The 24109-nt window shown below is 64.9% G+C and carries 22 protein-coding genes; 10 read left to right on the top strand and 12 right to left on the bottom strand.

The annotated features are described in order from the left end of the window. Positions 1-13: 13 nt before the first annotated feature. Entirely contained in the window at positions 14-637 is a 624-nt protein-coding gene (locus KM135_RS11635) for an antibiotic biosynthesis monooxygenase (protein ID WP_221714191.1), read from the bottom strand. Positions 638-758: 121 nt separating this feature from the next. After that, positions 759-2411 carry an electron transfer flavoprotein-ubiquinone oxidoreductase gene (locus KM135_RS11630; protein WP_221714190.1) on the bottom strand — a complete coding sequence of 551 codons (1653 nt, stop codon included), beginning with the start codon at positions 2409-2411 and terminating at the stop codon, positions 759-761. A gap of 114 nt (positions 2412-2525) precedes the next feature. Between KM135_RS11630 and KM135_RS11625 the strand changes: the two genes are divergently transcribed. The 5 genes from KM135_RS11625 to KM135_RS11605 all read left to right on the top strand — a co-directional run bounded on the left by KM135_RS11625 (position 2526) and on the right by KM135_RS11605 (position 7408). Next, on the top strand, positions 2526-3323 hold the full coding sequence (locus KM135_RS11625) for a hypothetical protein (RefSeq protein ID WP_221714189.1): 798 nt from the start codon (positions 2526-2528) through the stop codon (positions 3321-3323). Continuing rightward, a complete protein-coding gene (locus tag KM135_RS11620) occupies positions 3320-5077 on the top strand; it encodes a lytic transglycosylase domain-containing protein (RefSeq protein WP_221714188.1) in 1758 nt (585 codons plus the stop codon). The genes KM135_RS11625 and KM135_RS11620 overlap by 4 nt, the downstream gene beginning before the upstream one ends. Beyond that, the gene (gene moaB, locus KM135_RS11615; RefSeq protein WP_221714187.1) at positions 5067-5594 is read left to right on the top strand and encodes a molybdenum cofactor biosynthesis protein B; all 528 of its coding nucleotides are present in this window, start codon (positions 5067-5069) and stop codon (positions 5592-5594) included. Before KM135_RS11620 ends, moaB begins: the two co-directional genes overlap by 11 nt. Before the next feature lie 78 nt (positions 5595-5672). Beyond that, on the top strand, positions 5673-7007 hold the full coding sequence (locus KM135_RS11610; RefSeq protein WP_221714186.1) for a DUF418 domain-containing protein: 1335 nt from the start codon (positions 5673-5675) through the stop codon (positions 7005-7007). A 20-nt stretch (positions 7008-7027) separates the two neighbouring features. Continuing rightward, positions 7028-7408 carry a VOC family protein gene (locus KM135_RS11605; RefSeq protein ID WP_221714185.1) on the top strand — a complete coding sequence of 127 codons (381 nt, stop codon included), beginning with the start codon at positions 7028-7030 and terminating at the stop codon, positions 7406-7408. Here the strand turns inward: KM135_RS11605 and KM135_RS11600 are convergent. Together KM135_RS11600 and KM135_RS11595 are read right to left on the bottom strand one after the other, a co-directional pair. Next, positions 7398-7946, bottom strand: coding sequence for a P-loop nucleotide/nucleoside kinase family protein (locus KM135_RS11600; protein WP_221714184.1), 549 nt, complete (start codon positions 7944-7946; stop codon positions 7398-7400). The two genes, KM135_RS11605 and KM135_RS11600, sit on opposite strands and share 11 nt — an antisense overlap. Before the next feature lie 75 nt (positions 7947-8021). Next, positions 8022-9560 (bottom strand): aminoacyl--tRNA ligase-related protein, encoded by a 1539-nt coding sequence (locus KM135_RS11595; RefSeq protein WP_221714183.1) that lies wholly within the window; start codon positions 9558-9560, stop codon positions 8022-8024. A gap of 175 nt (positions 9561-9735) precedes the next feature. On the opposite strand from KM135_RS11595, the gene KM135_RS11590 reads away from it, so the two are divergent. Both KM135_RS11590 and KM135_RS11585 read left to right on the top strand, forming a co-directional pair. Then, positions 9736-10227, top strand: a complete 492-nt coding sequence (locus KM135_RS11590; protein WP_221714182.1) for a hypothetical protein — start codon at positions 9736-9738, stop codon at positions 10225-10227. Continuing rightward, positions 10227-10862: a DUF4328 domain-containing protein gene (locus tag KM135_RS11585; protein ID WP_221714181.1), complete on the top strand. Its 636-nt coding sequence runs from the start codon at positions 10227-10229 to the stop codon at positions 10860-10862. The genes KM135_RS11590 and KM135_RS11585 overlap by 1 nt, the downstream gene beginning before the upstream one ends. Positions 10863-10944: 82 nt before the next feature. Here the strand turns inward: KM135_RS11585 and phaR are convergent, their stop codons facing one another. Continuing rightward, positions 10945-11499, bottom strand: coding sequence for a polyhydroxyalkanoate synthesis repressor PhaR (gene phaR, locus KM135_RS11580; RefSeq protein ID WP_221714180.1), 555 nt, complete (start codon positions 11497-11499; stop codon positions 10945-10947). A gap of 283 nt (positions 11500-11782) precedes the next feature. On the opposite strand from phaR, the gene KM135_RS11575 reads away from it, so the two are divergent. The 3 genes from KM135_RS11575 (at position 11783) to KM135_RS11565 (ending at position 15500) form a co-directional block, all read left to right on the top strand. Beyond that, positions 11783-12625, top strand: a complete 843-nt coding sequence (locus KM135_RS11575) for an alpha/beta hydrolase (RefSeq protein WP_343228181.1) — start codon at positions 11783-11785, stop codon at positions 12623-12625. Positions 12626-12691: 66 nt separating this feature from the next. Beyond that, positions 12692-13864, top strand: coding sequence for an acetyl-CoA C-acetyltransferase (locus KM135_RS11570; protein ID WP_221714178.1), 1173 nt, complete (start codon positions 12692-12694; stop codon positions 13862-13864). A 178-nt stretch (positions 13865-14042) separates the two neighbouring features. After that, complete coding sequence (locus tag KM135_RS11565) at positions 14043-15500, top strand: PAS domain S-box protein (RefSeq protein ID WP_221714177.1); 1458 nt, start codon at positions 14043-14045, stop codon at positions 15498-15500. Here KM135_RS11565 and alr read toward each other — a convergent pair whose 3' ends face one another. From alr to KM135_RS11530, 7 genes are all read right to left on the bottom strand, one after another. Then, a complete protein-coding gene (gene alr / locus KM135_RS11560; protein WP_221714176.1) occupies positions 15501-16547 on the bottom strand; it encodes an alanine racemase in 1047 nt (348 codons plus the stop codon). A gap of 9 nt (positions 16548-16556) precedes the next feature. Continuing rightward, on the bottom strand, positions 16557-18170 hold the full coding sequence (locus KM135_RS11555; protein ID WP_221714175.1) for an MFS transporter: 1614 nt from the start codon (positions 18168-18170) through the stop codon (positions 16557-16559). A gap of 93 nt (positions 18171-18263) precedes the next feature. Continuing rightward, positions 18264-20324: an acetyl-CoA carboxylase biotin carboxylase subunit gene (locus KM135_RS11550; RefSeq protein WP_221714174.1), complete on the bottom strand. Its 2061-nt coding sequence runs from the start codon at positions 20322-20324 to the stop codon at positions 18264-18266. Continuing rightward, positions 20321-21151, bottom strand: a complete 831-nt coding sequence (locus KM135_RS11545) for an alpha/beta hydrolase (RefSeq protein ID WP_221714173.1) — start codon at positions 21149-21151, stop codon at positions 20321-20323. Before KM135_RS11545 ends, KM135_RS11550 begins: the two co-directional genes overlap by 4 nt. Beyond that, positions 21148-21543, bottom strand: a complete 396-nt coding sequence (locus tag KM135_RS11540; RefSeq protein WP_221714172.1) for a lysozyme inhibitor LprI family protein — start codon at positions 21541-21543, stop codon at positions 21148-21150. The genes KM135_RS11545 and KM135_RS11540 overlap by 4 nt, the downstream gene beginning before the upstream one ends. Before the next feature lie 124 nt (positions 21544-21667). Continuing rightward, positions 21668-22666, bottom strand: coding sequence for a biotin synthase BioB (gene bioB / locus KM135_RS11535; protein ID WP_221714171.1), 999 nt, complete (start codon positions 22664-22666; stop codon positions 21668-21670). Between the two features lie 120 nt (positions 22667-22786). Further along, positions 22787-24070 carry an O-acetylhomoserine aminocarboxypropyltransferase gene (locus tag KM135_RS11530; RefSeq protein WP_221714170.1) on the bottom strand — a complete coding sequence of 428 codons (1284 nt, stop codon included), beginning with the start codon at positions 24068-24070 and terminating at the stop codon, positions 22787-22789. Between the last annotated feature and the right edge of the window lie 39 nt (positions 24071-24109).

Raw genomic sequence — 24109 nt, 5'->3', positions numbered from 1 at the left:
GCCGCTCTTGCGCTCAGAGCGAGCGCGCCTCGCCAATGTCATAAACCGCGAAATTGCGATCCAGGATGCCATGATCCTGACAGGCCTGACGCCAGGGCGCGATGTGCGGCGCGGCGATATGACGATCGAGACTGGCCTGATCCGGCCAGACTTCCGAGAAACGCAGCAGGCCGGGATCGAGCACGTCGCGCCCCACATCATAAGCGATGCAGCCGTCATGCGCATTGGTCTCGCGGACCAGCGCTTGCACGTGCGGCAGAAGATCCGCGATAGTCTCGGCCGGAAACCGCATGCTTCCGATGACGGCGATCATAGTGTCACTCCCCGCAATGATCCTCAACGCTTGCCCCAAAATACCATTTTCGACGCGGTCCTGTATGATGCGGATCGTCGTGTCGCGCAGTTCGGACAAGTCCTCTTGCTGCCCATGCTCGATCCGCTTCTGCATCATGCTAATCGGATGACAATAGGCAGCAAATCCTCTGCGAGCCAGAGCTGTTTCCTCGCCATATTCGTCCTGCACCCGCAGCCATTCGAAGTCTGCTGCGTCAGCGATCAGCTGTCCGAAGGCAAGGCCAAGCGCGATAATTGCTTCATCAGCGTCGCGGTGAGCGTCCCGAATGATATCGTAAAGCATCTGAACGTCGGAGGCTGACAGGGGCGTGGCAAATCTAGCAGGCGTGCCGCCAGATCCAGACCTTGCTGGAGAGCATCGCGTTCCGCACCCGACAACGGCCTAACCTGCATGTCCAGTCCCCTCACATATTCGGATAAGTCGGGCCGCCACCGCCTTCGGGCGCGACCCAGTTGATGTTCTGGGTCGGGTCCTTGATGTCGCAAGTCTTGCAGTGGACGCAGTTCTGCGCATTGATCTGGAAGCGCGGATGCCCCTCGGCATCCTCCAGCACTTCATAGACCCCCGCCGGGCAATAGAGCCGCGCGGGCTCGTCATAGAGCGGGAGATTGTAGCGGATCGGAACGTCCGGATCGGCGAGCTTGAGATGGACTGGCTGGTCCTCCTCATGATTGGTGCCCGAGAGGAACACCGAGCTCAGCCGATCGAAACTGATGACGCCATCGGGCTTGGGATAGTCGATCTTCGCGCACTGGTCCTTGCGCCAGAGCTTGGTGTGATCGGCCTTGTTGCGCAGCGTGAACGGCAGGCCGATCTTGAGGTAACGCATCCACATGTCGATGCCCGCGACCAAAGTGCCAATGACATTGCCGAACTTGCCGAGCGCCGGGCCGGCATTGCGGACGATCTTGAGCTCGTCGGCGATCCAGCTGGTGTCGAGCGCGGCCGGATAGGCATCGAGCGTGTCTCCGGAGCGACCGGCAGCGACGGCATTGAAGGCCACATCGGCCGCCAGCATCGCCGACTTCATCGCGGTGTGCGTGCCCTTGATGCGCGGCACGTTCACGAAGCCGGCCGAGCAGCCGATGAGCGCTGCGCCGGGCATGACCAGCTTCGGCACCGACTGCCAGCCGCCCTCGTTGATGACGCGCGCGCCGTAGGAAATGCGCTTGCCGCCCTCCAGCACCTCGCGGATCGCCGGATGATGCTTCCAGCGCTGGAATTCCTCATAGGGGCTGAGATGCGGGTTGCGGTAGCCGAGGCCGACGACGAAGCCCAGAGCAACCTGCCCGCCGGCCTGATGATAGAGGAAGCCGCCGCCATAGGCATCCGTGAGCGGCCAGCCCTGTGTGTGGATCACGCGGCCGGGGACATGCTTCGCGGGATCGATGTCCCACAATTCCTTGACGCCGAGACCATAGGTCTGCGGGTCGCTCTCGGCATCGAGATGGAAGCGCGCCTTCAATTGCTTGGTGAGATGGCCGCGCGCCCCCTCGGCAAAGAGCGTGTAGCGCGCATGCAGTTCGAGGCCGGGCTGATAGTCGCTCTTCGCGCTGCCGTCGCGTGCGACGCCCATGTCGCCGGTCGCGACGCCCTTCACCGATCGGTCCGCCTCGTAGAGGATTTCGGCGGCGGGGAAGCCGGGGAATATCTCGACGCCGAGTCCTTCCGCCTGCTCCGCCAACCAGCGGCAGAGCGAGCTGAGCGAGCCGGTGTAAGTGCCCTTGTTGTGCATGAAGGGAGGCGTGAAGATTTGCGGGATCGCGAACCTGTCGCCTTTGCTGAGGAACCAGTGGTGGTTCTCGGTCACCGGCGTGGCGGCCAGCGGACAGCCCATCTCACGCCACTCCGGCAGCAGTTCGTCGAGCGCCTTCGGATCGATCACCGCGCCGGACAATATGTGCGCGCCGATCTCGGAACCCTTCTCCAGCACGCAGACGCTGAGCTCGGCGCCGGTCTCCGCGGCGCGCTGCTTGAGGCGGATCGCGGCGCTGAGGCCAGCCGGCCCGCCACCCACGATCACGACGTCATAGGGCATGGACTCGCGTTCGGACATCTGCACTCTCTCTTTCTGGCCCCGGGTCCGGTCACCGCATTTGGGCACCATCTTGCAGGCCCCTGCGATGCGGCGAGTTGACTGGCTCGTCAACCTCTGTCTCAAGTGCGCAGCATGCATGAGGGTTATCGGGGGTCGCTGGAACAGGCAGTCGAAAGCTACGCGCACTGGTGGCGCGAGGCGGGGCTGCACACGGCTATCGACGCTGCGCCGCATGGCTGGCGCGAGGCACCCGCAGCACCCTTCTGGCAGCGCGATGCGGGCGCCGTAAGGGAAGCGAAACAAGCTGCGCCGGTCAGCGTGCCGCAGCAGCCGCGCGTGGCGGAGGTTGTCGCACCGGCGCCTCGCCCGACAGCCATGCCCAATGCGCTCCCGGCCTTTCTCGATTGGTTCGGCAGCGATGCCGGTCAGCCGGAAGCGGCGTGGGACGGCGCGCTCATCCTGCCACCCGCGATCGAGCATGCGCGCCTGCTCGTCATCATCGAAATGCCCGGAATCAGTGCGAGCGACAGCGCGACACTGGTCGAGCCGGGGCAACGGCGCTTCATCGACGCGATGCTGGCGAGCCTTGGTATCAAGCCTGAGGAGGCGCCCTGCGTATCGCTCGCCGCGCGGCGCCCACCCGGCGGCCTGCTCGACGAAGCGACGATCGGGCGGCTGGCGCAGCGCATGACGCATTATCTGGGCCTGACTGCCCCCGGCGCCGCGATCATCCTCGGCGATCGGACGAGCCGTGCCCTGATCGGGCCACGCTGGACACCGACAGGTGACGGGCTACAGAAGATTAACCCTGAGGAAGGCAGGATACAGGCCGTTTCCCTGCCCGGGCTGGATCTGCTGATGGGCAGGCCGGCGGCCAAGGCGAAAAGCTGGCAGGCGCTGCGCCTGCTCCAAGGAATGCTGAACAGATGATCGGACGCACGACCAAATTGCTGCTTGCCGCGCTTGCGCTTTCCAGCGCTGTTGCACCGCTGGCGGCCGCCACTATTGCCAAGACTGGATCGGCCGTCGCCCCGGTGACGCAGGACGAGCGCAGTCTCTATGGCGCGATCCTGACGCAGATCGGCAACCAGAACTGGGCCGACGCCCGGACCGCGATCCTCGCCCTGCCCGAGACGGACAGCATGCGCGCACATTTCCTGGCCGAGCTCTATCTCGCGAAGGGATCGCCAAGGGTCGAGCTGTTCGATCTCATGGATGTGCTGGCGAAGGCGCCCTATCTGCCACAGGCGGAGCGGCTGAGCGCGCTCGCCAAGAAGCGCGGCGCGCAAGTGCTGCCAGACCTGCCCGCCACGCGCGAGCTGATGTGGACCGGCACATCGCCGCAGCGGAAAATGCTGCGCGCCGTCGCCGGCGACGGCATGGCCGACGCCCTGCGCGGGCGCCTGCTGCAGCAGATCAAGGATGACAAGCCGGCCGAGGGCGAAGCGCTCGTCGAAGCGGCATTGCCCAGCCTGACGATCGAAGGCCGGACCGAGTTGCGCCAGCGCCTCGCCTGGTCCTATTTCATCTGCGGCGATACGGCCAATGCGCGCCGGATCGCGGCGCTTGCCGTGCAGGACGGCAGCGGCGCCTTCCTCGCCCCCGCCCATTGGGTGATGGGCCTTGCCGCCTGGCGCGACAAGGACTGGAACGGGGCGGCGAGCGCCTTCTATCAGGCGGCGGTCAATGCCGGCGACGCCGACCTGCGCAGCAGCGCCTATTTCTGGGCCGCACGTGCCGTCATGGCGGACAAGCGGCCCGAGCGCGTGAACGCCCTGCTCCGCGCCGCCGCGCGCGACGAAGAGACGCTCTACGGCTTGCTCGCCCGCGAGACGCTCGGCCTCGGCCCCAGCAAGGCGCTCCAGCGCGAGCCTGTCTCGACGCAAGACTGGGCCGCGCTCGCGACCCGCGCCAACGTCCGCAATGCCGTGATCCTGAACGCGCTTGGCCGCGCCACCGAGGCCGATGAAGTGCTGCGTCATGAAGCCGCGCTGGACAGTGGCGCTCGCTATACCGCACTGGTCCATCTCGCGAGCGACCTCTCGCTGCCGACGACGCAGCTCTGGCTGGCGCAGCGCTCGCCATCGGGCCGCAAGTCCGCAGCCTATGCCCGCTATCCGCGCCCGGAATGGACACCGACCAACGGCTGGCAAGTCGACAAGGCGCTGGTCTTCGCCCACGCGCTCCAGGAGTCCCGCTTCCAGACCAAGGCGCGCAGCACGGCCGACGCACGCGGCGTCATGCAGGTGCGCACCGGGACGGGCGGCGAGCTGGCCAGCGCGGCCGGCATGGCCTTCACCGGCGAGCAGCTCTACGATCCGGCGACCAATCTCGCGCTCGGCCAGATGTACCTCAAGAAGCTGAGCCAGATGCGCGCGACCGGCGGGCTGCTGCCCAAGATCATCGCCGCCTATAATGCCGGGCCGTTGCCGATCGAGAAATGGAACGTGCAAGTGCGCGACGAAGGCGACCCGCTGCTGTTCATCGAGTCCGTCCCCTATTACGAGACGCGCGCCTATCTGAACGCGGTGTTGCGCAACTACTGGATCTACCAGATGGACGAGACCGGTACCTCCCAGGCGCTCGCGGCGATGGCGCAGGGCCTGTGGACGCGCTTCCCCGAGGGCGGCAAGACCGTCGCGGTGCGGATGGCGCCGAGCGGAGTGAGCTTCGGTGCCGATTGACGAGAGCCGGACGTTCCTGCCGGTCAATATCGCCGTCCTTACCGTCTCCGACACGCGCACGCTGGCTGATGACCGGTCCGGCGACACGCTGGCCGAGCGCATCGTCTCGGCCGGTCATGTCGTAAAGGCACGAGAGATCAGCAAGGACAGTGTCGAGGTGATCCTGGCGCATATGCACCGCTGGATCGACGACCCCGAAATCGACGTCATCATCACGACCGGCGGCACCGGTGTCACCGGCCGCGACGTGACGCCCGAGGCGCTCGCGAAAATCCAGGACAAACCGATCCCCGGCTTTGGCGAACTGTTCCGCTGGCTCAGTTTCCAGTCGATCGGCACGTCGACCATCCAGTCGCGCGCCTGCGCCTGCGTGACGCGCGGCACCTACATCTTCGCCCTGCCCGGTTCGACCGGCGCGGTGAAGGACGGCTGGGATCAGATCCTCGTCCACCAACTCGACAGCCGGTTCCAGCCCTGCAATTTCGTCGAGCTGATGCCGCGCCTGCTGGAGAAGTAACGCAGCGATTTCGGTTGCCGTTCACGGGCAAAGCGCTCAGCTTCCATCCCGTCAGCAATGAGTCGCGGGGGTGGCTTCATGGTTGCATCGATCAGCTTGCCGGATGAATCCGCCCAGACGGCGGCTCCAGTCGCGCCGCCGCACCCGGCCGCCGAACGTATCGACGTGCTCGACTTCATCCGCGGCACCGCACTGTTCGGCATATTGCTCATGAACATCACGGGTTTCGGCCTGTCCCATGCCTATAGCAATCCGCTCAACAATGGCGGGGCGACGGGCGCGGACCTCTGGGCATGGATCATCATCCAGATGGGCTTCGAGGGCACACAGCGCGCACTCTTCTCCGTGCTGTTCGGCGCCGGGATCATCCTGTTGACCGAGCGACTGGAAGCAACCAACCCTGTCGGGGCGGCCGACATCTTCGTGCGGCGCAATCTGCTGCTGATCGCGTTCGGGCTGTTCAACGCCTGGATCCTGCTCTGGGCCGGCGACATCCTCTATTTCTACGGGCTGACCGCCCTCATCGTGTTCGGTTTCCGCAAGCTGCCGGCGCGCTGGCTGATGGTGATCGGCGCTGCAGCGCTGGTCCTGACCGCCTGCTGGTCGCTCAAGGAAGGCTTCGACGATCTTTCGGCCCATCAGGAAGCGCAGGCCGCGCAGAAGGTGCTGGCGAGCGGCAAGACGCTGACCGAGGAGCAGCAGGCGGCGATCGACGGCTGGAAGGAGAAGCTCGAGGAGCACAGGCCGCCCAAGGACGTGATCGACCAGGGCATTGCGGCGCACCGGTCCGGTTGGGCGGGCACGCTCGGCGCGATCGCGCCGGAAGTCATGTGGATGGAGAGCTGGTTCTTCTACCGCTATTTCGGCGACATTTTCGGCATGATGCTGATCGGCATGGGGCTGTTCAAATCCGGCGTGCTGACCCTGAAACGCCCGTCATCGCTCTACTGGCTGATGGTGGTCGGCGGATATGCCGTCGGCCTCGCGGTCAACTATTGGGAAGTGACCTGGATCATGCGCCACAAGTTCGACCTGCTCGCCTACAAGCAGACCGAGATCACTTATGATCTCGGCCGGCTGGCGATGATGATCGGACATCTGGGCACCTTGCTTCTGTTCTTTCGCAGCGGCGTGCTGCCCTGGCTGCGGCGCTCGGTCGCGGCGGTCGGCCAGATGGCGCTGACCAATTATCTGACGCACTCGCTGGTTTGCCTGATCCTGTTCACCGGCTTCGGCCTCTACGGCCAGCTCGCGCGGCATCAGCTCTATTATATCGTGCTGGCGATCTGCACGGTGCAGCTCGTGATCAGCCCGATCTGGCTGCGGCACTATCGCTTTGGCCCCGCCGAATGGCTGTGGCGATCGCTGACCTATTTGCGCAAACAGCCGTTCCGCCGCTTGCAGGCGGCCTAAGGGCGGCCGACAAGCCCCCCATGCTCGGTCATGTCTCTTTCGGCGTCGGCGACCTCGCGCGGGCCAAAACCTTCTACGACGCGATCATGGGCGCACTCGGCTATGCCTGCGTCTATGCCGACGATCGGTTCGTCGGTTATGGCATGCCGGGCAGCAGCGACGACAAGCTCCTGCTGCGCGCGGTGAGCGAGGCACGGGCGCCGGGCGACGGCTTCCATCTCTGCTTCGATGCCTCAGACGAGGCAGCGGTCGATCGTTTCCACGCGGCGGGCATGGCTGCGGGCGGCGCCGACAATGGCGCGCCGGGCCTACGTCCGCGTTATGGGCCGGACTATTATGCCGCCTTCCTGATCGATCCGGACGGGCATCATCTCGAGGCGAAAGTGGCTGTCAGGGGCTGACCTGATCGACAGCCTGCAGCCAGGCAATGATCCGCTCCACAGCCTGATCGACCTGCAATTCCGTCACGTCCAGCTCCAGCAGCGCATCGCCATGATGGATCATCGCGACGCGCTCGCCGTTGCGATCGACCGTCGCCGGGTCCACCGGCTTGCGGCTGGCGAGCCTGTCCGGCGACGCGATGCGCAGGTGGTTCTCCTCGTCCGAACAAAGGAGGTGGACGATAAGCAGTCGCGATCCGCGTCGCCGGGCCAGATCGACGACGGCATCGCGCCATTGCTCCCGCCACCAGGCGATCATCCCGTTCGCGGTTGTCAGGATGAGGGGCATCTCCGGCGGCAGCTCCAGCGCCGTTTCCCAGGCAATGTCCCGCACGGCTCGGACGGTCCGGTAAAAGGCCTCGGACCGATAGTCGGTCAGCGAGAAGGCGACATTATAGATGCTGTGATTGTCGAGCAGCCGGCCCGGAAGCCGCGCGGCGAGCATGCGCCCGATCGTCAACTTGCCGACGCCTGCTTGTCCGACAATCTCAATGATCATGGTCCGCCCTCCCCGATTCAGGAGATCCAGGTTGGGATTCGCCCGTCTGCGACTCAGCTGGGGTGACGATCTTAATCAGTAACTCCGCCCGACCAGCACGCGCTCGACCGCCTTTTCGCCACTGAAGATGCAGGTGCCACTCACCGGCGCCGCATCGATCGGCGTGTTGCGTAGGGTCAGCTTCTCGCCCTTGAGCCACGCCTCGACAGCCTCCAGTCCGGCACCGGTCGGCTTGGCCCATTCGACCTCGACCCAGCCCGGCTTGTCGCCCTCGAAGGCGGCGGCGAGCGCGGCCTTGTCGGTAATGTCGCGGCGGATATTGGCGTCGAGCCGTTCCCTGGCCTCGGTGTAGAGGCTGGTCTGGATGTCCCGCAGCATCTCGGCCGCGTTCGCAACGAAGTCCGCGCGCGGCATGATCGCGCTCGCGGTCTTGCCCGCCTCGGTATAGAGCCGGTCGCGGCGCAGCACGGAGACGTTGCCGCCCGCCACATCGCGCCCACCGACCTCGACGATGATCGGTGCGCCCTTCTTGACCCAGGCCCAGCGCTTGTTCGACGCCTTGAGCGGCTTGCGGTCCAGCAGCACGCGCACCGGTTCGCGAAAGACATCCACCTCGCCGAGCGCTTTGGCCAGTTCCTCGCAATAAGCGAGCACGGCGGCATCCTCGTCATTGTCGCGCAGCATCGGCACGATGACGATCTGATGAGGCGCGATCATCGGCGGGCAGCGCAGGCCATCGTCGTCGCCATGCACCATGATGACGCCGCCGATCATGCGGGTGGAGGTGCCCCAGCTCGTCGTGTGCGCATATTGCTGCGTGCCTTCGGCATCCTGGTAGCGGATACCCGCGGCCTCGGCGAAACCCGTGCCGAGATAGTGCGACGTACCGGCCTGGAGCGCCTTGCCGTCCTGCATCATCGCCTCGATCGAATAGGTCGCGACGGCGCCGGGGAAGCGCTCATTCTCTGGCTTTTCGCCCGCGACGACGGGCATGGCGAGCTCGGTCTCGGCGAAGTCGCGGTACATTTCGAGCGCGCGCATCGTCTCACGGCGCGCGTCCGCCTCGTCGGCATGGGCGGTGTGCCCTTCCTGCCAGAGGAACTCGCTCGTGCGCAGGAACATGCGCGTGCGCATCTCCCAGCGCACGACGTTCGCCCATTGATTGACCAGCAACGGCAGGTCGCGCCAGCTCTGCACCCAGCGACTCATCGCCTTGCCGATCACCGTCTCGGAGGTCGGGCGGACGATCAATGGCTCTTCAAGCTTGCTGTCCGGATCGGGCTGGAGCTTGCCGTCGATCGCCTTCAGCCGGTGATGCGTGACGACCGCCATTTCCTTGGCGAAGCCTTCGACATGGTCGGCTTCTTCCGAGAAGAAATTGAGCGGGATGAACAGCGGGAAATAGCAATTCTCGACACCGGCCGCCTTGATGCGCCCGTCCATCAGCTTCTGGATCCGCTCCCAGATGCCATAGCCCCATGGCCGGATGACCATGCAGCCGCGCACGCCGCTCTCCTCGGCCAGATCGGCCTCGTTGACGACGGCCTGATACCAGGCGGCGAAATCCGCCGCGCGCGTGACGGGCAAGGCATGCTTGATGTTGGGGATGCTCATAGGTCCGGGCTTTGCTGGTTCGGGAATGGACTGGCTCTTAGCGACGCTTCGGCAGGAGGGAAAGCGCGCTCGCGGCGCTTTCTTGACTCGCTACCGTCACCATGATCCAATGCAGGTTCGGCTCGCAGAAAAACAGAACAGACTTTCCAACCAACCAGACCATTGGGAGGGGCCTGTGAGCACATCCATCATCGACGGCACGATCGAGGAGATCGACATCAAGCGCGCCCGGGGCGGCATCGCGATCTACAAGAGCATCCGCTTCAAGCAGGCGGACGGATCGAGCCGCACCGTCACCAAGCAGGTCGTCTCGCAGGAACTCGCGGATGCGCTGACCGAGGGCGCGAGCGGCCGCTTCTACCTGTTCAGCACCTTCGATATCAAAGGTATACACGGCTTCCGGTCGCGCACGGGAGAGAGCTATTACAAGTTCGCGGGCGGTGCCAATACCAAGCTGTTCATCCTGCTCGGCGCGGTCAACCTCGCCTGGGTCATCTTCCGCGTCATGATCGACGGGAACGTGCCGATGCTCGGCGTCGCGCTCTTCATCCTGGCGGTCGTCGGCTATATCTTCATGAGCAAGGGCGCGCGCGAGGCGAAGGCCCAGTTCGACGAGGACGGCGGCTACACAGCGGCAATCGAGCAGCCGGCAGTCCAGCCGGGCTGATGGCGACCGGTAGCGACACCCAAGCCGGACTTGGCCTCTACGATCTGCGCGGCACGGGCGCCTGGTCGCAGGGGCTGCTCTGCGCCCAGGCGGCCATCTGTGCGCTGGCCGTGACCATCGCGCTCCTGGCCGGACCGGGCTTCATGGACGAGGCGAGCGGCAGCATGCCCTACGCGCTGGTTTCCCTGGGCCAAGCCGTTATCTTCATCGCCGGGGCGATCGTCTTCCTGCGCTGGACCTATTGCGCGAGCGCCAATGTCCATCGCATCGGCGCACAGGGACTCGGCCCCTCGCCCGGCTGGGCCGTCGGCTGGTATTTCGTGCCGATCGCCTGCCTCGGCATGCCGTTCGTGGCGATGAAGGAGATCTGGAAAGCCAGCATCGAGCCGCGCGACTGGGAAATCGTGAAGTCAACGCCGCTGCTGGGCTGGTGGTGGACGTTCTGGATCTTCTCGAACCTCACCGGCCTCGTCGCTTTCCGGCTCGAATCTGAAGAGACGTCCACGGAGGTCATGTCCTACGTCGAAACGCTGACCATCGTCTCGGACGCGACCTTCGTCCCGGCCAGCCTGTTGCTGGCTGCGATCGTGGGCAGGATCACCGTCCGGCAGAGTGTTTATCTGCCGGGGGAATGACTATATCGTCCAGGTGGTGACGATCGTGCCAGTTGCTATGCTTCAGGGATTTGCGGACGGATAAGAAATCCGCCCGTGCCGATCAGCCGCCGAGCTTGTCGATCTTTGCGTTGAGCGCAGCGAGCTGGGCCTTGAGTTCGGCGACCTCGTCTCCGCCCTCGCTTTTGGCGGGAGTCTTGGGCGGAACAGCCGGCTTGAACGCAGCAGCAGCTGCGTTCAGCATTTCCATGTTGCGCTTGGCGATCTCGGCGAAGGGGCCGCCGGCGAAGGCGCCCTGCATCGCTTCCTGGAACTGCTGCTGGTTCTTGCGGAAGGCTTCCATGCTCGCTTCGAGATATTGCGGCACCATGGACTGCATGGAGTCGCCATAGAGCGAGATGAGCTGGCGCAGGAAGCTGACCGGCAGCATGTTCTCGCCGCGCTGTTCCTCTTCCATGATGATCTGGGTCAGCACATTGTGCGTGATGTCCTCGCCGGACTTGGCATCGACGACAACGAAATCGCGACCCTCCCGCGTCATCTGCGAAAGCAGCTCGAGCGTGATGTAGCTCGACGTTTCCGTGTCATAGAGGCGCCGGTTGGCGTATTTCTTGATGACGATGGTACCCGATTCGCCGCCAGACTTAGATCGTGCCATGTTGGATGCTCCACCCTCCGGTGCGCGCAGCATAGCATCTATTCTTTCCGCATCGCAACATGGACCACGCCCACTTCCGCTGTTTCTGTCCATTTTATGGTCCATGACGGCACAAGATGCTGAATTAAGACGCCGCGCCTTCGCCGGTTTGCGGCGTTTCCAGGCCGCGGAACGCCGAATCGAGCCTTGTCCGCCCGAAATTGTTGCGCGGCATGGCCGTGCTGCTTTGCTCACGCGAAACCGCGCTGCACAAACTGCACAGGATGCACGCAGCAAGAGGCCGGTGGTGCTCGTCCCCTCGCTTATCAACCCGCCGAACGTGCTGGACCTAACCGAACAGCGATCGCTGCTGCGCTTTCTGCTGCGCGAAGGGCATGATGCCTATCTGGTGGACTGGGGCGCCCCTGACGCGGCGAAGGATCGTGAAAGCGATCTCGCCGGCCATATCGAGGCGTTGCTCCTACCCCTGCTCGCGACCCTGGACCGCCCGCCCCTTCTTGTCGGCTATTGCCTCGGCGGCACGCTCTCCATCGGAGCCGCCGCGCGACTGCAGGCGCTTGGGAGACCGGCGGCCGGCGTCGCCACCATTGCCGCGCCCTGGGACTTCGCCGAGTATGACGAGACGTTCCGCGGGAAGCTTGCCGAGACCTGGGCGCAGGCAAAGCCGGGCTGCGAGAGCCTCGGCCTCGTGCCGATGGAAGTCTTTCAGACCGGTTTCTGGGCGCTCGATCCGGAGCGTACCATCGCCAAATATGCGAATTTCGGCGAGGTGGAGGAAGGCACGCCCGCCTATCATGGCTTCATCGCGCTGGAGGACTGGGCCAATGAAGGTGCGCCGTTGACGCTTTCCGCCGGGCGCGACCTTGCCGAAGGCTGCTACGGCACCAATATCACCGGCACCGGCCGATGGACGATCCAGGGCACGGTCGTGGACCCCGGCAAGCTCGATTGCCCGACGCTCGCCATTGCCTCGACCAGCGACAGGATCGTCCCGGCCGCGACCACCCCTCCCTCGCGGGAGCGGATCGACCTGACGCTCGGGCATGTCGGCATGATGATCGGCGGCCGGGCGGAAGCAAGTCTGTGGAGAGGATTGAGCGACTGGCTTTCGCGCTGTGGCGGCTGATGATACAGGCCCGCGCGACGGACTGACCAACGCGCCTCGCGGCGCCTCAATCTAGGGATTCGCCACATGACCGATATCGTCATCACCGCCGCCAAGCGCACGCCGGTCGGCAGCTTTCTCGGCAGCTTCGCCAACACGCCCGCGCATGACCTCGGCAGCATCGCGATCAAGGCCGCGCTGGAGCAGGCGGGCGTTGCAGCTGACGACGTCTCGGAAGTGATCTTCGGTCACGTCCTGACCACGGCGCAGGGCCAGAACCCGGTGCGCCAGGCTGCCGTCAAAGCGGGCATCCCGGTGAGCCGCACGGCCTTCGCGATCAACCAGGTCTGCGGATCGGGTCTGCGCTCGGTCGCGCTTGCTGCGCAGGCGATCAAGACCGGCGACGCCTCGATCATGATCGCCGGCGGCCAGGAGAGCATGTCGCTCTCGCCCCATGCGCAGTTCCTGCGCGCGGGCACCAAGATGGGCAATGTGAGCCTCATCGACACGATGGTGAAGGACGGCCTGTGGGACGCCTTCAACGATTATCATATGGGCATCACGGCGGAGAATCTGGCGGAGCAGTATCAGATCAGCCGCGAGGCGCAGGACGAGTTCGCCGCCGCCAGCCAGAACAAGGCCGAGGCGGCGCGCGCGGCAGGCAAGTTTGCCGACGAGATCACGGCGGTGACGATCCCCGGCCGCAAGGGCGACACAATCGTCGATGCGGACGAATATATCCGCGCCGGTGCGACGGTCGAGGCCATGGCCAGCCTGCGTCCCGCCTTCAAGAAGGACGGCACGGTGACGGCCGGCAATGCGAGCGGCCTTAACGACGGTGCCGCAGCGCTGGTCGTGATGTCGGCCGACGAGGCAGCGGCGCGCGGCGCCCCCGTCCTCGCGCGCATCGCGAGCTGGGCGACTTGCGGCGTCGATCCCTCGGTCATGGGCATCGGTCCGGCCCCCGCGAGCCGGATCGCGCTCGACAAGGCCGGCTGGAAGATCGCCGACCTGGACCTGATCGAAGCGAACGAAGCCTTTGCCGCGCAGGCGCTGGCGGTCGGCAAGGAGCTGGGCTGGAACCCCGACATCGTCAACGTGAACGGCGGCGCGATCGCCATCGGCCACCCGATCGGCGCATCCGGCGCGCGCATCCTCACCACCCTGATCTACGAATTGATGCGCCGTGACGCGCACAAGGGTCTGGCGACGCTCTGCATCGGTGGCGGCATGGGCATCGCCATGTGCATCGAAAGATAAAATCGCCAATTACGGGGCGGAAATTCTTCGCGTCACTTAGAATGCGAACGGGATCATGATAGCAAATCATGGTCCCGTTTTGGCGTTATTTTACGGTTGGTTATAGAGAATATCTCCGCTATGATCTTCCTGCCGGGTACTTGAGAATAATATCAGCGGGCAGGGAGTCCGTTCCTCAATGATGTCCGGCTTCATCGACAGGGGGGCGACACACGCCCAAACTCATCAACGACTGGAAGCGATCATCGCGACGGCGATGGACGCGATCATCAGCGTCGATGAGACACAGCGCATCATCTGCTTCAATCCGGCGGCCGAGCAGATGTTCGGCATTACCGCCGAGGAAGTGATGGGTACGCCGATCGAGCGCTTCATTCCGGCGCGCTATCATGCGCAGCACAAAGGTCATATCGAACGGTTTTCGGAGACCGGCGAGACGGGCCGCCGCATGGGGGCTTTGGGCGCGATCAATGCCGTGCGGGCCGACGGCGAGGAATTCCCCGTCGAAGCGTCGATTTCGCAGGCGCAGACCGGCCATGAGCGCATCTCAACTGTCATTCTGCGCGATATCACCGAGCGCCTCGCCTTCGAAGAAGCGCAAGCACTGCTGGCGCGTGAAGTGGATCATCGCGCCAAGAATATCCTCGCCATCGTCTCATCGCTGGTTTCACTGACCCAGGCGCCGACCCGCGAAGCTTATGCCGAATCGCTCGCCGGGCGGATCGCCGCCATGTCGCGCGCGCATGGGCTTCTCGCGCGCGGGCGCTGGCAAGGCGCGTCCCTGTTGCAGGCAGCAGAGGACGAGATCAGCACCTATGCCGACCCCGCCAGCTTCACCTGCAAGGGCCCGGAGCTCAAACTGTCAGCCCGTGCGGTGCAACCGGTCAGCATGCTGATTCATGAGCTCGCGACCAATGCCGTCAAATATGGCGCGCTCTCGCGGCGCGGCGGACATGTCGATTTTTCCTGGCGCAAACTCGAGAACGACAGTGTCGAAATGATCTGGCGCGAGCGCGGCGGCCCGGACGTGGTACCGCCGCAACAGCCTGGTTTCGGCACCAGTCTCATCCAGCAGATCGCGCAGAACCAGCTATGCGGCGAGATGGAGAGCCTTTGGCACAAGGAAGGCTATGAGCTGAAACTCATCCTTCCCGAGAGCGTTTTGCAGGTGAGTGGAGAGAGGCCCGCCGCGCGGCCGGTCATCAAGGGGAAAGGCATGGCGACGTCCCAGGCCGCAGAAAGCGACGATATCGGAACATTGCTGATCGTCGAGGACGAGCCGTTACTTGCCATGCAGATGAGCAGGTCGCTCGAGGAGTTCGGATGGTCGATCCTCGGCGTCGCTGGATCGATCGAAGAGGCCAATCGCCTGCTCTCCGACAGCAAGAGCAAGAAGCCGGACGTCGCCATTCTGGATGTCGATCTCGCCGGTATGCCGGTGTTTCCGCTTGCGCGCTCGCTGCGCAAGCTCGGCATCCCGTTCCTGTTCTGCACCGGTTACGAGGACCTGGAATATGTCCAAGAGTTCGCCAGCTGCCGGTCGATCCGCAAGCCGGCAACGGTGCTGCAGATCGTGCGGGGTCTGCGCGATGTCGTGCGCAACACGCAGACTGGCCTCAGCATACAGCCGAGCTGATCAGCGCCAGACTCGCGCATAACGGCGGCCCATTGTCGTCAGCAGCTCGTATTGCGAGAGGCCGGACTGCACGGCCGCGGTCGACAGATCATATTCGATCTCCAGCCAGTCGCAGTCCGACAGATCGGGCGCATCGCTGACATCAATCGCGACGAGGTCCATCGAGACCCGACCGAGCAGGGGCAGGCGCCGTCCGTCGAGCAGGGCGCCGCCCCTCCCCGAGAAGCCGCGCAGATAGCCATCCGCATAGCCAATGTTGAGAATCGCTACCTCGCGCGGCGCGTCCGCCACGAAGGTCGCGCCATAGCCGATCGACTCCCCGGCCCTCAATTGGCGGCGCTGCAGGATCTGGGCGCGCGGGCGCACGACCTGCGCGATATGCCCTGCCGCCTCGGGACGCGCGATGCCGCCATAGAGGGCAAGACCGGGCCGCGTCAGATCGAAGGCATAGTCGGCGCCGAGCAGGATGCCGGCGCTGTTTGCGATACTGTAGCGGCGGGCCGGGATGCGCGCGGCGAGATCGCGAAAGGCCGCGAGTTGCGCGGTATTGAGGGGGTGATCCTCATCGGCGCAGGCGAGATGGCTGAGCAGAGTCTCGATGGTCAGGCCGTCGAGCAAATCCGCAGAGGCTTCGCGCGGATCGAGGCCGAGACGGTTCATGCCGGTGTCGATCATGACGTCGCACGCCCCGCCGCCGACCGCCTTCCAGCGCGCGACCTGCGCAGCGCTGTTCAGCACCGGGCGAGCTTTCGAGCCGAGGGCGTCGGCCATATCCTCCTCACGCACGCCGTGCAGCACGGACAGCGATGCCTCGCCCAGATTCGGAAGTACTTCGGCGGCTTCCTGCCAGGTAGCGACGAAGAAATCCCGGCAACCCGCAGCTTTCAGATGATGCAACACCTCGACCGCGCCCAGGCCATAACCATTGGCCTTGATCGCGGCGGCGCAGCGCGCATTGCCGCTCGCTTTCGCCAGCCACTGCCAGTTGGCCCTGAGCGCAGCACTGTCCAGATGCAGCGCCAGCGGCGCCGAGGCTTTATCGGTCATCGGCGCGGGTTAGCGCGGCGTCCCGGCGGCGTCGACCCCCTTCGACCAGCTCCTGCCCTCGCCCCACAGGATCACCAGCAGCGCCACCCCGACGACGGCCAGCGTGTACCAGAGGCCCGCATAGGGATCGCCCGTCTTGGCGACGATATAGCCCGCGATCAGCGGCAGGAACCCGCCGAAATAGCCGGTGCCGAAATGATAGGGGATGGAGAGCGAGCTGTAGCGCACCGCAGGCGGGAACATCTCGCTCAGCAGCGCCGCGACCGGGCCATAGGTAATGCCCGAGAGGAAGCTGAGCGCGATCACGCCGAGCAGGACGACCATCAGATTAGGCAGCGGCGGCACTTGTGGGGAGAGATCATAGCCCGCCGCAGCGATGGCCTGCGTCAACCCCTCTCCATCCGGATTGGCGACTTGCGCGCCGCCGATCGTGACGCGCATGCCGTCGCCCTGCTCGATCCTGTATGCCACGCCCTTGCCAGTGAGTTGCTCCAGCACGCGGCCGCAGGGCGTCGTCTGCGGGCTGGCGAAGGGATCATAGGTGCAGCCCGATCCGGTCACGACGATCGGCGCCTTCGCGCTCTGCGCGGCGAGGCCTGGATTGGCATGGCTGCCGATCAGCCAGAAGATCGGCATCAGCAGCACGAGGGTCAACGCATAGCCGATGCCGATGATGCGGCGGCGGCCGTATTTGTCCGAGAGGTGGCCGAACAGGACGAACCAGCCGGACCCGACCAGCGCGCCGACCGCGACGATGATCTGCGCCGTCGTCGCCTCGACCTTCATCGGCCCTTGCAGGAAGGACAGGACGGAGAAGAGCGCGGTGTAGAAGATCACCGTCAGACCCGCCGCGACGCCGAACAGGGCGACGAACAGGCGCCGCCCATTGCCGGGATAAGTGAAGCTCTCGACGAAGGGATTGCGCGCCATCTTCCCTTCCTTGCGCATCTCCTCGAACACCGGGCTTTCCTTCAGCTTGGCGCGCATCCAGACCGAGATCGCGAGCAGGACCAGCGAGAGCAGCAGCGGCAGGCGCCAGCCCCAGCTGTCCCAGGCTTCAATCGACATGCTGCCTTTCACGCCCAGGACAACCGCCAGCGAGAGGACGAAACCGCCCGCCACCGAGGCCTGAATGAAGCTCGTATAGAAACCCGAGCGGCCCTGCGGAGCATGCTCTGCGACATAGATCGCCGCGCCGCCATATTCACCGCCCAGCGCCAGCCCCTGGCAGATGCGCAGCAGCAGGATCAGGATCGGCGCCGCAATGCCGATCGTCTCGGCCGAGGGCACCATGCCGACGCCGGCGGTGGCCACGCCCATCAGCAGGATCGTCGCGAGAAAGGTATATTTGCGGCCGAGGCGATCGCCGAGATAGCCGAACAGGATCGCGCCGAGCGGCCGGAAACCGAAGCCGACCGCAAAACCGGCCCAGGCCAGCAGGGTCTGCATGGTCTCGCTGCCGGCCGGGAAGAAGGTGCGGCCGATGATGCCGCTCGCGGCCAGCGTGCCGTAGATGAAGAAGTCGTACCACTCGAAGATGGTGCCCAGCGACGAGGCGCCGATCACCAGCGAGACCGACTGCTTGTCCTCGCCGCTCTCGACAGCTTGTGCCTCGTCCGCCATGCATCCCCCTCGACCTGAAACTTGCGCAAGCTGTAGGGGCGTGCGGGCTTCTTGTGAACCGCCCGCGACATGATCGACACGCTTTTGTGCCGATCACTCCAGCTCGAGAATCACCTCGTCGAGCGCCAGCGTCGCGCCGGCCTGTGCATTGACGCGGCCAACCGTTCCGGCGCGGCCAGCGCGCAGGATGTTCTCCATCTTCATCGCCTCGACCACGGCAAGCGGCTGTCCCGCCTCGACCTTTTCGCCCGCCTCGACATGCAGGGTCACCAGCTTGCCCGGCATGGGGCTCATCAGGAAGCGGGAGAGATCGGGCGCCGGCCGCTCGATCATATGCCCGGCATGGCGCGCGACATGGGCGGGCAGCACGCGCACCTCATGCGATGCGCCGCGCGTCGTCAGCCGCCAGCCGGAGCGGACTGGCGCGATGCGGACGGCAAGTGCCTCGCCCTCGTTGAAGTCCGCCTCGATCAGCCGGTCGCCGGGCGTGTAGTCCAGCGCCATATCGAGCGGCACGCCGTCGACGGTCACATCGTCGCCGAAAATCGTGACGCTGCGGGACGCACTGCCAATGCGAACCTGCCATTCGGTCGGCGGCGCCAGACGGCGGCCAAGCTGCCCCTCGATCCGCCGCGCCCGATCCGCCTGCGCCATGCTGGCGAAGGCAGCAATCGCCGCTAGTTGCCGCAACAACCCGTCCGCTGCGGGCGCGCCGGTGAAGCCGTCGGGATATTCCTCGGCGATGAAGCCGGTCGTGATCGCGCCCGAGCGGAAGCGCTCATGCTGCATCAGCGCCGAGAGGAAATCGATATTGTGGCCCAGCCCCTCGATCTCGAACCGGTCGAGCGCGCCGATCTGGAGGTCGATCGCCGCCTCGCGCGTCGCCGCATGGGTTACCAGCTTGGCGATCATCGGATCATAGAACATCGAGACTTCGCTGCCCTCGGTCACACCGTCGTCGAGGCGGACGGTTCCTGCGGTCAGGCCATGATCGGGGTCTTCCAGGTCGGTCCCGTCAAGGCCCTCGGCCTCGTCCGTCGCCAATTCGCCGGTTTGCGGCGGCGTATAGCGCACCAGCCGGCCGGTGCTCGGCAGGAAGCCGCGATAGGGATCCTCGGCATAGACGCGGGTTTCGACCGACCAGCCGTCCAGATGCACATCGTCCTGATCGAACGACAGCGCCTCGCCATTGGCCACGCGGATCATCTGCTCGACGAGATCGAGTCCCGTCACCATCTCGGTCACCGGATGCTCGACTTGCAGCCGGGTATTCATCTCGAGGAAGTAGAAGCCCTGCCCGGTCGGATCGTTGCCCGCCACGATGAACTCCACCGTGCCCGCGCTGTAATAGCCCACGGCCTGCGCCAAAGCGGCCGCCTGCTCGCCCATTGCCTTGCGCATTTCCGGCGAGACGAAAGGCGACGGCGCTTCCTCCACTACCTTCTGGTGCCGCCGCTGGATCGAGCATTCGCGCTCGCCGAGATAGAGGATCGTGCCGTGCTGGTCGCCGAGAAGCTGGATCTCGATATGGCGCGGCTGCTCGATGAACTTCTCGATGAAGACACGGTCGTCGCCGAAGCTCGCCAACCCCTCCCGCTTCACCGCCGGGAAACCCTCGCGCACCTCGGCCTCGCTATAGGCGAGCCGCATGCCCTTGCCGCCGCCGCCGGCCGAGGCCTTCATCATCACCGGATAGCCGATCTCGGTGGCGATCCTCACGGCATGCTCGGTATCGTCAATCTCGCCGACATGGCCGGGCACAACATTGACGCCGGCTGCCAGCGCCAGCTTCTTGGATTCGATCTTGTCGCCCATCGCGGCGATCGCCTTGGGCGGCGGGCCGACGAAGATGATCCCATTGTCGGCGCAGGCCCGGGCGAAGCTCTCGCGCTCCGAGAGGAAACCATAGCCCGGATGGACCGCATCGGCGCCGGTTGCCTTGCAGGCTGCGATGATCGCACCGGCCAGCAGATAGGATTGGGCCGCGGGCGGCGGGCCAAGCAATACCGCCTCGTCCGCCATCAGCACATGCGGCGCCCGAGCGTCCGCCTCGGAATAGACCGCGACGGTCTGCATGCCCATGCGCCGGGCCGTCCGGATGACCCGGCAGGCAATTTCGCCGCGATTGGCGATGAGCAGCTTCTTGATCGTCAATGTCCCTCTCCCGGCGCGACGAAGAGCGCGCGGATCGCCGCAAGCGCGGCGCCATGATAGATGGTGGCGTGCGTTTCCTCCGGGCGCGGCTGATACGTCCAATCGAGACCGGCCGGTGCATGCGCCTTGAGCAGTTCCGCAAACGGCGCGACGCCCATGCCCTTCTCATTGGCGACGGTGAGCCAGAGACGATGGCCGCTCGTGCCGGGCAGCATCGCCGGCGCCGCTTTCACCAGCGCCTCATTGTCCCACCAGAGGCTCGGACTGATCGCGATATAATCGTCGAACAAAGCCGGCTGCTTGAGCAAGGTCTCGACCACGAACAGCCCGGCGAGCGACTCCCCGATCAGCGCTCCCTGCCCGCTGGTGCGGAAGCGTTGCGCGACCCAGGGCTTCACGTCTTGCGCGATGAAGCGGCGCAACCGGTCCGACTGGCCGGCGGTCGGATAGTCCGCCTTGAGCTTGGCGTCACTTATCGGAGGAAAGGCCAGTTCGTTGCGCCGGTCGACCGTCTCGATGCCGACGACGATCATGTCCTTCGTCGTGCCGACGATCGTCCCGAGCTGCGCAATGCCGCTGATATGGTGGAAATCCTGCTCCACGCCGCCGTCCAGCAGATAGAGCACCGGATAGCGCTGCGTGCCCTTTTCATAGCCGGGCGGCAGCCAGATGTTGATGCGGCGCGTCGCGCCCATGACGGGCGAGGCAAGCTCATAGGACTGGCCGATGACAATCGGCTTTGTCTCCTGCGCTGCGGCAGGCGCAAAGTCAGCCGCGTTGAGAGCGCCAAGGCAGAGCAGCCCGGCAAGAAGGCGGAGGCGCATCATGGCTCGTATGCCGCGACGATTTCCTTGAGCTGCGCCGTGCGCGCCTTCGTGACGGCGGCGAGACAGCCGCTGATCATCATCGGCTCGGCGCTGCCGCCGCGCATCGCATAGCCCTCGACCCGACATTCGAGATCGCGGAACCTGATCCACGCCCGCTGCGCTTCCAGCAGCGCGGCATAGTAACCCGGCCGGCCGTCCTTCGGCGCATAGGCTGCCTTGTCCTGCTCGCGCATCCGGGCCGCGGTCGCTGACCATTGCCGGTTCAGCTCGGCGTCGGCCTGCTTGTAATTCTCGGCCGCGCAGAAATTGAGTTCCATCTGCGTCTGCGGATCGTCGCAGTTGAGCTTGGGCTCGGCGGCTGCGGCAAGAGCGAACAATGCGAGGCCGATCATCGAGCGGCTCCCTCACCTTCGTCACCTTGAACTTGTTTCAGGGTCCATTCTTCACCGCATACCTTCGTTTGAGGCCGCAGGATGGATGCTGAAACAAGTTCAGCATGACGAAACTGCGGCGACATCACTCCGCCGCTTCCTCCAGATGCCCGTGCGGCGCGGCCTGCATCGGCGTGATGCCGAGCTTGCCGAGCAGCAGCGCATCCTTGTCGTCGCCGGCATTGGGCGTGGTGAGCAGCTTGTCGCCGGTGAAGATGCTGTTCGCGCCGGCCATGAAGCAGAGCGCCTGGCAGGCTTCGCTCATGCTTTCGCGGCCGGCCGAGAGGCGGACCATCGAGGCGGGCATGGTGATGCGCGCCACGGCGACCGTCCGCACGAACTCGATCTCGTCGATCTTCGCGAGCGGCGTTCCTTCCAGCATGTCGCCGAGCACTGTGCCCTTGACCGGCACCAGCGCGTTGATCGGCACGCTCTCGGGATGCGGCATTGTTGAGAGAGCGTGGATGAACCCGATCCGGTCCGCGCGGGTCTCGCCCATGCCGACGATGCCGCCGCAGCACACGTTGATGCCGGCCGAGCGCACGGCTTCCAGCGTGTCCATGCGATCCGCGAAGGTTCGCGTGGTGATGACTTCCGCATATTTCTCGGGCGCAGTGTCGATATTGTGATTGTAGTAATCGAGGCCCGCCTCCGCGAGCATATCGGCCTGCTTGGGCGTCAGCATGCCGAGCGTCATGCAGGTCTCCATGCCCATGGCACGGACGCCCTTCACCATCTCGACCAGAGCGGGCATGTCGCGGTCCTTGGGATTGCGCCAGGCCGCACCCATGCAGAAACGGCCGGAGCCCGCATCCTTGGCCTGCGCCGCCGCCTGCATGACGGCGCGCACGTCCATGAGCTTGGTCGCCTTGAGGCCGGTTTCGGCATGGACCGACTGGTTGCAATAGCCGCAATCCTCCGGGCAACCACCGGTCTTGATCGACAGGAGCGTAGAAAGCTGCACCTCGTTGCGCGGATGATGCGCGCGGTGGATCGTCTGCGCCTCATGGAGCAGGTCCATGAACGGCAGATCGAACAGCGCGGTGATCTCCTCGCGTGTCCAGTCGGTGCGGGCTTTACTCATAAAACACTCCGTTCGGGCTGGCTTGTCGAAGCCCTGTCCTGTTCTGAAAAGAAAAACGGTCCTTCGACAAGCTCAGGACGAACGGAATTCCTATCAATGAAACCTCATCCGTCCGCCACCTCAAATCTGGTCCAGCGCCTGGGACAGATCGGCGATGATGTCGTCGATATGCTCGATGCCGACGGAGACGCGCACGACGTCCGGCCCTGCCCCGGCCTCGATCTGTGCGCCTTCCTCGAGCTGGCGGTGCGTGGTCGATGAGGGATGGATGATGAGCGAGCGCGTATCGCCGATATTGGCGAGATGGCTGAACAGCTTGACCGAGGAGACCAGCTTCACGCCTGCATCATAGCCGCCCTTGACGCCGAAGGTGAACACAGCGCCGCCCCGGCCACCGAGATAGCGCTGGCAGAGATCATGATATTTGTCACCCGGCAGAGCGGCATAGCTCACCCAGTCGACCTTCGGGTGCTTCTGCAGCCATTGCGCCAGCGCCAGCGTGTTGCTGCAATGCCGGTCCATGCGCAGAGCCAGCGTCTCCATGCCAGTCAATGTCAGGAAGGCGTTCATCGGCGACATGCAGGGGCCAAGATCGCGCAGGCCCAGCACGCGGCAACCGATGATGAAGGCGATCGGGCCAATGGGCTTCAGCGCCTCGTGCAGCACCATGCCGTGATAGGAGGGATTGGGCTTGGTCAGCGCGGGATATTTGTCCGAAGCCCCCCAGTCGAACCGGCCACTGTCCACGATCAGGCCGCCGATCGAGTTGCCATGGCCGTTCAGGAACTTGGTGGTCGAATGGACGACGATGTCGGCGCCATGCTCGATCGGCCGGCACAGCATCGGCGTCGCCAGCGTGTTGTCGACGATGAGCGGGACACCGGCATCATGCGCCACTTTGGCGATCGCCGCGATGTCCTGAACGACGCCGCCCGGATTGGCGAGACTCTCGATGAAGACGCAGCGGGTCTTGTCGGTGATCGCAGCCGCGACATTGGCCGGATCGTCCGCATCGACGAAGCTCGCCTCCCAGCCGAATTTCCTGAAGCTGAGGCCGATCTGGTTGAGCGAGCCGCCATAGAGCTTCCTGGCGGCGACGATATGGCAGCCCGGCTCCATCAATGTGTGGAAGGCGATGAACTGCGCGGCATGGCCCGAGGCGACGGCAAGACCGGCGACGCCACCTTCGAGCGCCGCGATCTTCTTTTCGAGCACGTCGTTGGTGGGGTTCATCAGCCGCGTATAGACGTTGCCGAATTCTTCGAGATTGAAGAGCCGGGCGGCATGATCGACATCGTCGAACACATAGGATGCGGTCTGGTAGATCGGCGTGATGCGGGCGTTGGTCGTCGGGTCCGGCTGCGTGCCGGCATGAATTGTGAGCGTGTCGAGCTGCTGCGTCATGAACTGATCCTCCTCTCACTCATGGCCCAGCACCCGGCG

Origin of the sequence: Sphingobium xanthum (genome assembly GCF_019737615.1) — a bacterium.
In the GTDB taxonomy this organism is placed as follows: domain Bacteria; phylum Pseudomonadota; class Alphaproteobacteria; order Sphingomonadales; family Sphingomonadaceae; genus Sphingobium; species Sphingobium xanthum.
Note: the sequence above shows the minus strand (reverse complement) of the source record. Positions and strands in the feature narration are given on the sequence as shown.